This window comes from Flavobacterium hydrophilum (genome assembly GCF_003202405.1).
GTDB lineage: Bacteria > Bacteroidota > Bacteroidia > Flavobacteriales > Flavobacteriaceae > Flavobacterium > Flavobacterium hydrophilum.
On record NZ_QJHL01000002.1, the window covers coordinates 51264 to 64210 of the forward strand.

9 protein-coding genes are annotated in these 12947 nt (G+C 31.9%); 6 read left to right on the forward strand and 3 right to left on the reverse strand.

The annotated features are described in order from the left end of the window. Window positions 1-79: 79 nt before the first annotated feature. Window positions 80-313: a DUF2007 domain-containing protein gene (locus tag DMB68_RS09355; RefSeq protein WP_110346431.1), complete on the forward strand. Its 234-nt coding sequence runs from the start codon at window positions 80-82 to the stop codon at window positions 311-313. Between the two features lie 775 nt (window positions 314-1088). Continuing rightward, entirely contained in the window at window positions 1089-1520 is a 432-nt protein-coding gene (gene rpiB, locus DMB68_RS09360) for a ribose 5-phosphate isomerase B (RefSeq protein WP_110346432.1), read from the forward strand. Between the two features lie 145 nt (window positions 1521-1665). On the opposite strand, the gene DMB68_RS09365 is transcribed toward rpiB, so the two are convergent. After that, window positions 1666-1935 (reverse strand): DUF1294 domain-containing protein, encoded by a 270-nt coding sequence (locus DMB68_RS09365; protein ID WP_110346433.1) that lies wholly within the window; start codon window positions 1933-1935, stop codon window positions 1666-1668. Between the two features lie 136 nt (window positions 1936-2071). Here DMB68_RS09365 and DMB68_RS09370 point away from each other — a divergent pair, with 136 nt between their 5' ends. Genes DMB68_RS09370 through DMB68_RS09380 form a run of 3 tightly spaced genes read left to right on the forward strand, consistent with a single transcriptional unit; the run spans window position 2072 to window position 8003 of the window. Then, window positions 2072-3934: a DUF3857 domain-containing protein gene (locus DMB68_RS09370; protein WP_110346434.1), complete on the forward strand. Its 1863-nt coding sequence runs from the start codon at window positions 2072-2074 to the stop codon at window positions 3932-3934. Further along, complete coding sequence (locus DMB68_RS09375; protein ID WP_110346435.1) at window positions 3934-5838, forward strand: hypothetical protein; 1905 nt, start codon at window positions 3934-3936, stop codon at window positions 5836-5838. The genes DMB68_RS09370 and DMB68_RS09375 overlap by 1 nt, the downstream gene beginning before the upstream one ends. A 41-nt stretch (window positions 5839-5879) precedes the next feature. Continuing rightward, complete coding sequence (locus tag DMB68_RS09380) at window positions 5880-8003, forward strand: Tex family protein (RefSeq protein WP_110346436.1); 2124 nt, start codon at window positions 5880-5882, stop codon at window positions 8001-8003. A gap of 93 nt (window positions 8004-8096) precedes the next feature. Here DMB68_RS09380 and DMB68_RS09385 read toward each other — a convergent pair whose 3' ends face one another. Continuing rightward, window positions 8097-10619: a T9SS type A sorting domain-containing protein gene (locus DMB68_RS09385; RefSeq protein ID WP_110346437.1), complete on the reverse strand. Its 2523-nt coding sequence runs from the start codon at window positions 10617-10619 to the stop codon at window positions 8097-8099. Between the two features lie 150 nt (window positions 10620-10769). On the opposite strand from DMB68_RS09385, the gene DMB68_RS09390 reads away from it, so the two are divergent. Then, entirely contained in the window at window positions 10770-11417 is a 648-nt protein-coding gene (locus DMB68_RS09390; protein ID WP_110346438.1) for a hypothetical protein, read from the forward strand. A gap of 63 nt (window positions 11418-11480) precedes the next feature. On the opposite strand, the gene DMB68_RS09395 is transcribed toward DMB68_RS09390, so the two are convergent. Continuing rightward, on the reverse strand, window positions 11481-12881 hold the full coding sequence (locus tag DMB68_RS09395) for a glycosyl hydrolase family 8 (RefSeq protein WP_110346439.1): 1401 nt from the start codon (window positions 12879-12881) through the stop codon (window positions 11481-11483). Window positions 12882-12947: the final 66 nt, after the last annotated feature.

Below are 12947 nucleotides of genomic sequence, written 5' to 3' on the forward strand. Positions count from 1 at the left end.
TTTGTATTTAGCTTTTTTTTAATCATTGCATTTACCAACTTAAATACTCCCCATTTCGTATCTTTATAAAAAGACCTTTATGGAAAGCTTTAAAACAATCGCCATATTCAATTATGACCACGAAACGGTTATACTCAAACACTTATTAGATCAGGAAGAGATTCCTTATTTTTTTGAAAACGAAATAACACTCTCTGTCGTTCCTTTATACACAACGGCACTGGGCGGAATCAAACTGAAAGTTCATCCCAACGACTTCGAACAAGTTCAGGCTATTCTTGACAATCTTAATAATCCTCTCAAAATCGTATAAAACAAAACTAAAATCAGATAAAATTCAATTCAAAAAAAAATTTTTTCCTTTTCAACTTTTTTAGTTTTCAACATATATTAAATACAACAAAAAAGATTTTTAAAAATTTAATAAAATTTGATGGTTATTATAGTGTGTTAATATGTCGAATAAATTTATTTTTAAAAGTATTGAAATGAAGTTTCTCTTAGTTATATAGAGTTATCAACATACTTATATTTTGTTAAATGATTAATTTATAAGACTTTTTGTATTTTAATTAACAACGGTTGACAACCAAAATTGAATTCATTTTGTAGATAAGTTCATATGTTGATAGTTGTTGAAAATGGCATTTTTGATATTGATAACTTTTCCAAAAATTCCTGAAACTTTTCTTGCATTTTTAATTCTAATTTTGGATTAGGCTTTTTTTCGACACAACCAAAAAAAACTTCTAATTTTCTATCTGAACTTATTAACATTTTCTGTTAATTTAAAGTTAACTGAATATCAACGAATTAAGAACTCCTATTAACATTATAAAAATTTAACAAAAAAAATAATCTTTATTTATTGAATATCAATATTTTATATATTTATTAAAAATGTTGATAACTGATAAAGTTTTGAAATTTAGATGATTGCAATTATCATTTTGTATTACATTTTAACGAGCATATTTGAACAACAATTTTCTGTTAATAAACAAAAAATAAGTGAAAATTACTGTAATTTATGGAGAACATTTAATTATTGAGTAAATTTGCACAAACACAACTTAATAGTATTTAAAATGAAAATTTCGATAGGTAACGATCACGCAGGACCGGAGTATAAAAAAGCAATTGTAGCAATGCTTAAATCAAAAGGATATGAAGTAACTAATTACGGAACAGATTCTGAAGATTCTGTTGATTACCCTGATTTTGGTCATCCGGTTGCAAATGATGTATCTGAAGGAAAAGCTGATTTTGGAATCGTAATCTGCGGAAGCGGAAACGGAATCGCCATGACAGTTAACAAACATCCAAAAGTAAGAGCTGGTTTATGCTGGACAAAAGAAATTGCGGTTTTAATACGTTTACATAATGATGCTAACATTATCAGTATTCCGGCACGTTTTACTTCAATTCCACAGGCAGTAGAAATGGTGGAAACTTTTCTTAGTACTGAATTTGAAGGAGGAAGACATCAAAACAGAGTGAATAAAATAGCTTGTTCGTAAACAAGTCAAAAAAATTCGGTGCTTCGCACCATATAACAAAAGCAAACCGGGCGGATTTTTTTAAATCTTTCCGGTTTTTTATTTTAAAGCATTGTAAATCAAATTATTATATTGCGTAATATGTAGTTATTAACAATGGTGATATCTATATTTTATGATTGATTGTCAAATAAATAATCACAATCTGAATCAAAATAATTCCAATAAATTTTACAATAAAAGAAGTTTTAGCCGTTTTATGGCTAAAGATTAACATTGCTGTTAATAACCCAATCGAACCACCAATAAAAGCGAGAAAAAACAAAGTGTTTTCCGGAATTCTGCGTTTTTGTTTACGAGCCAAAAATTTGTCGTAGCCAGTAATTATAAACTCAAGAACATTTACAAATAAAAAATACAGTAATAAAACTTCCATGGGTTAAAAAATAGAAACAAAGATATTATTTTAGCTGTCCGAAATTATCTCCAAAATAGATTTAATTGTTTACAAAATTTCTAGTAACGGTGATAAATACAATAAGTAAGAATACCTTTTAGACCAAATCAAATTAATGAAAAAGTATATTGTATTGTTTTTATTTTCTTTTCAATCGTATTCTCAGGAAAAGTCAAAAATAGTTTATAGCAACGAAACCGTAGTAATAAATTCTGGTAATGCCTTAGAAGTTGAAACTTTTGTAAACGAAAGCAGAGCAATTTCAAAAAGCAAAAATACTCATGAATATACTATTAGAATTCCTTTTGATAGTTTCAGTGAAATTTCAAATATAAAGGGGTCGACTTATATTACAAAAACAAATAAAAGGATAGATTTAAGTTCTTATTCTATTGCTACAATCGATGCAGAGAATGAAAACATTTATAAAAGCGACAATAAATACAAATATTTTGTGATGCCTAAAGTGGAAGATAATTCCTTAATTGAATTCTCTTATAAAACAAAGCTCAAACAACCTCGGTTTTTATCCAGTTTCCGATTTCAAAATCCGATAAAAACACAAACTGCAAAACTTCAGATTCGATGTAATTCTTCTACTGAAATTGGATATAAACTTTTTGGAAATTATCAGGAAAAAATAGCTTTCAGTAAAACTAAAGAAGGAAATTTTGATATTTATACCTGGGAAGCCAATGATATTCCTGAATTTGAAGGAGAAGAGGATATGCCAAGTCCTTTATATTTCATGCCACATATTATTTTTTATATCAAAAGTTATGAAATACAAGGTAAAAAAGAAGAGTTATTAGGTACACCTGAAAAATTATATCAATGGTATTATTCAATCACAAAAGATATTAATAAAACGGATCAAACGGCTTTGAAGAACAAAACATTAGAGCTGGTAAAAGATAAAAACTCTGATTTAGAAAAGGCAAAAGCAATCTATCAATGGGTTCAGCAAAATGTACATTATGTTGCCTTTGAAGACGGAATGGGCGGTTTTATTCCCAGGGAAGCTTCAGATATTTTTCAAAAGTTATATGGAGACTGTAAAGATATGGCGAATCTTTTGAATGAAATGTTTAGATATGCGCAATTGAATTCTAATCTTACCTGGATTGGAACACGCCACAAGCCATACACATATGAGGATGTTCCAACGCCACAGGTTGACAATCATATGATTACAAATGTAGTTATTGACGGTAAAAGTTATTTTATGGATGCCACTGATAAATTTTGCCCTTTTCCGTTTCCTTCCACTTTTATTCAGGGCAAAGAAGCTTTGATAGGAAAAACAGAAAAGGATTTTAAAACAGAAAAAATTCCGGAAGTTGAATCCGGCAGGAATAAAACCACAATTCTAATGAAATTAAATCTGGAAAATTCCAGTATTGTGGGAGACGCAAGCGTCACTGTATCAGGTTTTAAAAAGAGTTATTTATTAAACCATCTTTCTGCTTATAATCAAAAAGAAAGTGAAATTTGGAAAGACATCATTACTGAAAATAACCAGAAAATACTTTTGGATATTCAGGAATTGCAAAAAAACGACTATCAGGAGTTGCCATCAAAAGCAAATTTTAAATTAAAATTAGAAAATGGTATTAAAGATGTCAATGGTAAATTATTATTAAAACCGGTATTGCTTTTTCCATTAAAAGAAAGTCTTATTGATATTGAAAAAAGAAAACTTTCTATAGAAAATGACTTTGCTTATGTTTATGAAATCCAGTATGAGTATCAATTACCATTGGATTATAAAGTAGAATTTATGCCTGAAAATGCAAAAACTGAAAACGATTTGGGAAGCTTTGATATGCAATACAAGCTTCTGAAAAATAATATTATAGTAACTCAAAAGATAGCATCAAAAAAATTACTATTGGATAACAAGGATTTTATACTTTGGAATTCATTTATAAAAACACTAATCAAACACTACAATCAATCCATAATTCTTTCTAAATAATGAAAAAAATAACTCTAATTTTTGTCTTGTTATTCTTCTTTCAAAGTTTTTCTCAGGAAATAAAAAGCTATACTTGGGACGAAAAACCAATCTTTAATGAAATTCCGGCTGAACACAAAGACCAGCCTGCAGTAGTCTTGTTTGACAAACGCTGGATACATACACGAGTTGGAGCTTACGCTTATGCAACTTTTGGAATGAATCATTTTGCAATAAAAATCAATAAAGCCGGGGAAATTAACAAATACAATAAGATTAAAGCCCAAGATAACGGATACATTCGTGATGTTCGTGATTTTCATGCGCGTATCATAAAACCTAACGGAGAAATAAAAATAATACCTCAGGATAAAATTATCGAAACAGAGATAGACAAAGTAAAATCAATCGTTTTTGAAGGTGTAGAAGCAGGAGATATTTTGGAATATTATTTCATTATAAAAGAAAACCCATCCGCTTATGGAGTTGAAGTTTTCCAGAAAGATATTCCGGTTTTGTTTGCCGAATTCACACATACTCAGGATGGCGTAAAATTTGAAACCTATGCTTCTTCAGAGTTTAAAAAAACGGGCAGCAGTAGCAAAACTATATTAACAGCTACTAATATTCCGGTTATTAAAGAAGAATCGAATGCACGAAACATAAAGAATCTGGTAAAGTTAATCTATATGGTTTCGACTCCATCAATGGACATTTATAATTGGAATTATTTTTTACCACAATATGTTTCTAAGCCGTCTTTTCAATATTTTAAGAAAGCCCAGGCCAGAGAATTTATTGAAAAATTAAATATTGGTAGTGAATCAACCGAAGAAAAATTAATTAAAATTGATGAGTATATAAAAACCAATTTTGATTTTATAAGTAGAGGAGAAACAGCTCAAAAAATCACGAATTTAAACAATGGAAAACAAAAATTAACCGGCGGTGATATTTTTGACCTATATGGATTTACACTCAAAGAATTAAAAATTCCATATAAAGTGGCAGTTGGCATGTCTCGATTTAATGGAGAGGTTGATACCGAAAAATTTGTTGTACCTCTATCTCATGAATTCATGTATTATATTCCTGAAACTAAAAAATTCCTGTCTCCGTATGAGAAATATTTGTCTTATGGTTATCCATCTTATGAACTTCAAGGTTCAGAAGGCAGAACATATTATCCTGCTCTTAAAGAGAATTATGTAGTAAGTTTTCCAATTGCTCCTGCTGAATTTACCGTAAACGAATCACAAAGTACTGTTTCATTTTCAGACGACCTGACAATGGCAACTATAGAAAAAACACTTTCTTATACTGGGTATGATGGACAGTTGAATAGGAATTGGGTGAAATACATTAAAGAAAATGAAGATGAAAAAAAACTTGAGGAGTATATCAAGGAAAGAATATTTGGTGATGATTTCGATATAAAAATGACCAATTATAGTTTTGAAAACCAAGAGTTCAAATACAATTACACCAATACACCTTACAATGTAAAAGTCAAGGCTGAGGCTTCGGAATCATTAACTGAAAATGCCGGCAATCTGGTTTTGGTAAACCTTGGTAAAATGATTGGTAAGCAAGCTAATTTATATCAGGAAACAGAAAGGAAATGGGATGTGGACTTAAAGTATGCTAAAACGTTCAAACACAAAATAATTTTCAATATTCCGAATGGATATCAGGTCGAAAGTTTTAAGGATTTGGAAATTGATAAGAAAACAGGTGGAGATGAAACCAAAAATTGTTCTTTCAAATCAACCGTAAAAGTGGAAGGAAATCAATTAGTTGTTGAGGTTTTTGAGATTTACAAATCTATAAATTACCCAAAAGAAATCTATCAGGAATACAGAAATGTAATCAACGCATCTTCCGATTTTACAAAAGCATCAGTAGTATTGAGGCCAAAAAAATAAAAAGGTTTTAAAATTAAATATTCATTATTAGAATAATAAAAATGACTAACATACAATTTATCGCTAAATCCGTTAACACGGCTCCAGTAAACATTCAAAACACGGTAAAACTTTTAGAAGAAGATTGTACCATTCCGTTTATCTCGCGTTATCGAAAAGATTCGACCGGAAATCTTGACGAAGTTGTAATTGAGCAGATTGCAAAACTTCAGAAAGAATACGATACCCTTATAAAACGCAAAGAAGCGATTTTAAAATCTATCGAAGAGCAAAAAGCACTTACACCGGATTTGAAGAAAAAAATTGAAGAAAGTTTTGATTTACAGGAAATTGAAGACTTCTATCTTCCATACAAAAAGAAAAAGAAAACCAAAGCCGACGTAGCCCGCGAATTCGGATTGGAGCCTTTGGCAAAATTAATGATGTCTGAAAGTGATTCTGATTTCGATTTTATTTCGACACAATATTTAAATGAAAATGTGATTAATGAAGAAGCAGCTATTCAGGGCGCAAGAGATATTGTGGCCGAATGGATCAACGAAAATATTTATGTTCGTAAACAGCTTCGTAGATTGTTTCAGCGAAAAGCAACCATCGGAACGAAGGTTGTAAAAAAGAAAGCGGAAGAAGAGGGAGCGCAGAAATTCAGTCAGTATTTTGATTGGGAAGAGCCTTTAACAAAAGCTCCGGCTCACCGTTTATTAGCAATGCTTCGTGCAGAAAATGAAGGTTTTATAAAATTGAAAATAGATGTAGACATTGACGAAGCTTACGATGTTATTGATGAAATTATCATTAAAAAACAAAACAATTCGACAGCACATTTACAGCTGGCAATTGAAGACAGTTATAAACGTTTATTGAATCCGGCAATTGGAAATGAAACCTTGCAGGAAGCCAAAGCCAAAGCCGATGCCAATTCGATTCAGGTTTTTGCCAACAATTTAGGACAGCTTTTATTGGCTCCTCCTTTGGGAGAAAAAAGAATTTTGGCAATTGATCCGGGTTTTAGAAGCGGATGTAAAGTCGTTTGTCTGGATGAAAAGGGCGATTTATTATACAATGAAACGATTTATCCGCATGCACCTCAAAACGAGGAAACAATGGCGATCAAAAAAATTCGTTCGATGGTCAATGCGTATCAGATTGATGCAATTTCTATCGGAAACGGAACTGCTTCAAGAGAAACGGAATTTTTTATCAAAAAAATCGCATTTGACAAACCGCTGCAGGTTTTTATAGTTTCAGAAGCTGGGGCTTCGGTTTACTCAGCATCAAAAATTGCGAGAGAAGAATTTCCTAATTATGATGTAACCGTTCGTGGTTCGGTTTCAATCGGAAGACGACTTTCAGATCCTTTGGCCGAATTGGTAAAAATTGATCCGAAAGCGATTGGAGTAGGGCAGTACCAGCATGATGTGGACCAGACAAAACTAAAAGAAGAACTGGATAATACCGTAATTCGCTGCGTGAACTCGGTTGGGATTAACATCAACACGGCCAGTAAACATTTGCTAAGTTATGTGAGTGGGATAGGAGAGAAGCTGGCAGAAAATATTGTACAATACCGTTCTGAAAACGGACCTTTTGAAGACAGAAAACAGCTGAAAAAAGTGCCTCGATTGGGCGATAAAGCGTATCAGCAGGGAGCGGCGTTTATCAGGATTTCGAATGCTAAAAATCCGCTGGATAATTCGGCTGTGCATCCGGAAGCGTATCCGGTTGTTGAGAAAATGGCAAAAGACTTGAAACTTTCGGTAAACGACTTAATTGCAAACAAAGAGAAAACAGCACTTATTAAGGCCGAAAACTATATTACACCTGAAATTGGTTTATTAACGCTAAAAGATATCATAAAAGAGCTAGAAAAGCCCGGATTGGACCCAAGAAAGTCAGCTAAGGTATTTGAGTTTGATGCAAATGTAAAATCAATCAAAGATTTGAAAACTGGAATGATTCTTCCCGGAATTGTGAACAACATTACCAATTTTGGCTGTTTTGTTGATATTGGAATCAAAGAAAGCGGACTGGTTCATATTTCGCAGTTAAAAGCCGGTTTTGTGAGCGATGTGAATGAAGTGGTGAAACTGCATCAGCATGTTGATGTGAAGGTTACTGAAGTTGATGAGGATAGAAAGAGAATTCAGTTGACGATGATATTGTAAAAAATTCCAGATTCCAAATGCTTGGAATCTTTACATAAAAAAACTCCCAAACTACATTGTAATTTGGGAGTTTTGTTTTTATAAATCAAACAGTTATATTTTTATGAACTTTTGAGAAGTTTCTCCGCTTTCGGCTTTTACTTTTATTAAATATAGACCAGAATTAAAGGAGCTTACATCTATTGATGAATTTGCATTTTCTTTGGTATAAATTAACCTTCCCAATAAATCATAAATTTTTACAGAATAATTGGTTTCGTTTAAAGAATTGATATTTAGCGTATTTTTTACTGGATTTGGCCATAAAGAAAAAGATTTGTTTTCTTTGTTGAAATCTTCGTTTGATAAAACTACTTCATTTCCTTTAAGTTTAATCAGGTAAGCGGATCTATTATCGCCTTGATAACTCAAAAATAATCCTCCTACATAGATTTTTCCATCAGGTTCTAAAACTACAGAACGGACATTAGGAGCAGTTGTTTGAAATGATGGTCCAACATAAAAACTTTGATCTTTAGTTCCATCAGAATTATAACGAGCTAAATTATATAAAAAATAACCTCCAACAATTATTTTTTTATCTTTTTGTATAACTATAGAATTTATTCTATTCCCTAATTTAATTACATTACCAAAAGAACTGTCTCTGCTTCCATCTTCATTTATTCGAAATAAACTACCAGAAGAACCGCCTGGAGAACTAAAAGCAACCACTATTTTTCCGTCTTCTTGTACAGTTAAAGTTTGTACAGCAGACATAACAAATTCAGTTGTTAATTGAAAAGAGTCATCAACACTTCCATCAGTATTTAAGCGTACTAAATATTTTGCATCTTTGCCTTGATATTTAGTAAAATCTCCCGCTACTAATATTTTTCCATCTGGTAATAAAACTATGTCAGAAACTCTAGCATCAAACCCTGTTCCAACTTTAAAAGTTTTATCTATAGATCCGTTAGAATTTAAACGTATTAAATTGCTACAGAGCGTACTTTGATATCTAGAAAAATAACCTCCTACAATTACCTTACCATCAGGTTGAACTTTTATGTTATAAACAGTTAAGTAGTTAGGAAATCTATCTCCTGCATACAGTCCAGAACCAGTGTTAAAAGTCGTATCTGGAGTTCCGTTGGCATTCAATCTAATTAAAGCAGGATATTCTTTACCTTGATAAGTTCCAAAAGTACCTCCAATAAGCAATTTCCCGTCAGATTGCTCGGTTACAGTTAAAACCCTGCAATTACTGCCAGAAGTTGCTGAGGTTGTGAATCCTTTTCCAATATCAAAATTTTTGTCCTTAGTTCCATCAGTATTAAATCGAATTAATTTTTTTTGAGAACTTTCCTCGTAACTGGTAAAATCTCCTCCAACAACAATTTTTCCATCAGATTGACGCAAAATACATTCTACTTCTTCATCAAGACCATAACCTAATTTAAGCGAAAGGTCTTTAGTTCCATCCACGTTTAAACGAATTAATCCTTTTTGAGGATTACCTTCAAATTTAATAAATCCTCCACCTGCAATAATTTGTCCATCATTTTGTACAGCAATTGTTTTAACATCAGAAAAATCAAATTTATCCTCAATTTTGAAAGTTTTATCATTGGAACCATTAGAATTTATACGTACCAAATGACTTTGAGAAGATCCTTGATATGAATTAAATTCTCCTCCAACAAGAATTTTTTCGTCACTTTGAAGTTTAATAGTTGTTATGTTGCAAGTGTAAGGATACATATCGTAGGAGAAACTCACTTGCGATGAAAAAAGATTATCTTTTGTTCCATTACTTCTTAAACGTGCTAAATAACCGCCAAAAGTTCCTCCAACAAGTATTTGATCATCCTTTAGAACATTGATAATATTAACAGTATTATTGAATGTATTTCCAACACTAAAAGTTTCATCTTTACTTCCATCTATATTAAGTCGAATTAAACGGTCTTGCTGCTGGGTTTTGTTCTTAAGATATTGTCCACCAATAATTAATTTTCCGTCAGATTGTAAACCAATTGTATTAACAACTATATTCGGGTTTTGGACAATAAAAGAAGTATCTTTACTTCCATCACTGTTTAAGCGGATTAAAAAATCCTGACTTTTGTCCTGATAATAGTTAAATCCACCGCCTAAAACTATTTTCCCATCAGGTTGTACAATCATTGATTTAATACAATTGTCTTCAAAATAATTTTTAAGAAAACCAGTTCCTATATTTAATGAAGTATCTTTACTTCCATCAGGATTTAAACGAATTAGACCACGCTGAAGTTTGCCTTGAAAAACATTAAAATCACCAGCGACTAATATTTTCCCATCATTTTGAAGTAAAATAGATGATACTGAATTATCAAATCCTGTCCCAATGTCAAAGGAATCATCTTTACTTCCGTCAGAATTTAAACGAATCAGACAATTTTGAGACCCATTTTTAAATTTAAAGAAATTGCCTCCAACAAGTATTTTTCCATCGGGCTGTATAACAATGGTTTTAACGCTTCCGCCAAAACCTGTGAGACTACCAAAAACTTGGGAAATATCGGTTGGATTTTGGCTGAATAATGCAAAGAATTGTAAGAAGAAAATTAAAAAGAGTAGAGTTTTTTTCATAAAAATAATTTCGTCAAATATATAAAGATTTCCTTCACAATATTCTAAAGTAAATTATTATAAAATATCAAATTACAATTTGAATGTGTTTCTTTCAAATATATTCTTCCCAATACTATATATTTGTAAGAAATCATTAAACCCCAAATCATGAAAAAAACAATTTTAATTACAGTTGCATTTCTATTTTCAATGCTTGGCCATGCTAAATTTAATAAAGCGATTTTATACATGGAAGACGGAACCAAAAAAAACGGTTTAGCCGAAATGGTAGAAAATGGTGACTCTAAAGTAGTTTTCAAAACAGATGAAAAAGCAAAAAAAGAAAAAATTGCCAGCGATTTGATTAAAAAAATAGAATTTACAGATGATGAAAAAAATGAGTTCATTGCCGAAAGATTGTATTTGACTTCTGCTAATGCTTTTTCAGGAAAATTTTCTAAATCAAAGGAGAAAAAATGGTTTTACATTCTGTATGACAGAGATATTAAAATTGGCTGTGTCGATTTTGCCGGAACAATGAAATACAATCCTTCAAAAGGTAAAACTTCAGGAGAGTTTGGAGATACAAGCTATTATTTTGGAAAGAAAAAAGGAGATGAATTATATTTTGGTTTTTTAAAATCCAATGCCGGGATTGCTGTTCATACTCAGACAGGATCCAACATTAAAAAAATGTCCAAAGAAGCTTTTGCAGGATGTCCGAAACTGATTGCTGCAATTGAAAAAGAAGATTTTAAAACAAAAACAGCATTAGAGCAGCTGATTGGTATTTTTGAAAGAAACAAGTGCAAGTAAGAATATCTACAATACAAAAACTCCCAAATTACAATTTGTAGTTTGGGGGTTTTAGTTTAAGAGTTATTTTAAAATCACTTTTTTGGCGACAGTTTTAGTGCCGTTTGAAATTTTTATCAGATACAAACCAGAGGATTGATTAGCCAGATTAATTTCGGTATTTTCAGCAGATGCTTTTTGCTCTGAAATAAGGTTTCCTTGCGGAGAGAAAACCGTAATTAATGAATTTTCAGGAGCCAGAACAGTAAATTTATCTGCACTCGGATTTGGGTAAAGTGAGACTGTAGATTCTTCAATATCAAAATCATCATTGGATAAAGTTGCGCTCGGTGGCAAATAAAAATTACCTGTTAATAAAAACGAATATAATGTTTTTAATGTGTGATTAAAGTAATTACCTGGCTCGTCTGTACTTTTTAAATCATTATAAGAAGCATCTAAGTGATTCTGATTTTCTCCAGCCATTGCAGCACACGCAAAAGCACCCACAAAAGGAGCGTTGTGCCATTGTCCAATTAACGTTCCATTTTGATTGTAACCATCTTTGATATTTGTCGTTCCTCCAAGAGTCATTCTAACAAAATCTGAGGATTTTTTTGAATACGTTTTTGCTTCCGGAGTTCCATACCATAGATAATCAACTGCAATTCTCCAAGGCGTTCTGCATGCGTCATAGTTATAGGTTTTACCGGCATTTACATATCCTCTGGGCTGCGCTTCTGCTGAATAATTTCCGGAACCATCACACCAGTCAGATACTAGTCCGCCGGCAGCGTTATTTAGAGTTAAATTATTATTGATTATCGTATAAGCTTTGGAAGCAACAGCATTCCAAAAAGCGGTATCATTCGTAAAAGCACCAAAAGCTCTGTAATAAGCAGGAGAAAAATAGGAAGGATTGGTAATTGAGCTTCCTCCAAAAGCATCTCCCGGTTTTAGTACAAAAGTGTTGGCTTCAATTTCATGCGTTTTGATGGCAGTGATTAAAGTTTTACCATCACTTTTATAATTGATGCTTCCGGTACTTCCCCATTGATAATCGGCAACGATTAATGCAAATGCAGCGTCTAATTCGGCATCTGTAGCTCCGTTGGCACCATTGATTACTGAACACCCATTGATCCTCCAGTTCATTACACCATTGGCATTAACATTATCTTTATAGTACAGCCATAGACCATCAAAAAGATCTTTATCGCCTTTGTAAACACTAAGCAGCATTCCATAGGCAATTCCTTCAGAAACGGTTTCCGTGGAATTAAATTTTACCCTGTATCTTCCATTTGTACAGGATTCTGTAAAGTTGGATTTCCAGGTATCATAATTGTTTGAGGCATCCTGACTATCTTTTGTCGTTGCCATTAAGCCATTATTAAAAGTGATATTGGCAGGAAAAGGTTTTGTTGCTTGTGAATAATTTTCGATACAAAGAAAAAAACTCACCAATAAAAATAGGTTTTTCATGTTTATATAAATTTAGGGACGATAAAAGTAAGATTTTTTATATAAATAAAAAAAACCCGAAATCAT

Excerpts from the sequence above, each read along its gene's own strand:
- DMB68_RS09355 (WP_110346431.1), top strand. The coding sequence starts at position 80 with ATGGAAAGCTTTAAAACAATCGCCATATTCAATTATGACCACGAAACG.
- rpiB (WP_110346432.1), top strand. The coding sequence starts at position 1,089 with ATGAAAATTTCGATAGGTAACGATCACGCAGGACCGGAGTATAAAAAA.
- DMB68_RS09380 (WP_110346436.1), top strand. The coding sequence starts at position 5,880 with ATGACTAACATACAATTTATCGCTAAATCCGTTAACACGGCTCCAGTA.
- DMB68_RS09395 (WP_110346439.1), bottom strand. The coding sequence starts at position 12,881 with ATGAAAAACCTATTTTTATTGGTGAGTTTTTTTCTTTGTATCGAAAAT.
- DMB68_RS09385 (WP_110346437.1), bottom strand. The coding sequence starts at position 10,619 with ATGAAAAAAACTCTACTCTTTTTAATTTTCTTCTTACAATTCTTTGCA.
- DMB68_RS09390 (WP_110346438.1), top strand. The coding sequence starts at position 10,770 with ATGAAAAAAACAATTTTAATTACAGTTGCATTTCTATTTTCAATGCTT.
- DMB68_RS09365 (WP_110346433.1), bottom strand. The coding sequence starts at position 1,935 with ATGGAAGTTTTATTACTGTATTTTTTATTTGTAAATGTTCTTGAGTTT.
- DMB68_RS09375 (WP_110346435.1), top strand. The coding sequence starts at position 3,934 with ATGAAAAAAATAACTCTAATTTTTGTCTTGTTATTCTTCTTTCAAAGT.
- DMB68_RS09370 (WP_110346434.1), top strand. The coding sequence starts at position 2,072 with ATGAAAAAGTATATTGTATTGTTTTTATTTTCTTTTCAATCGTATTCT.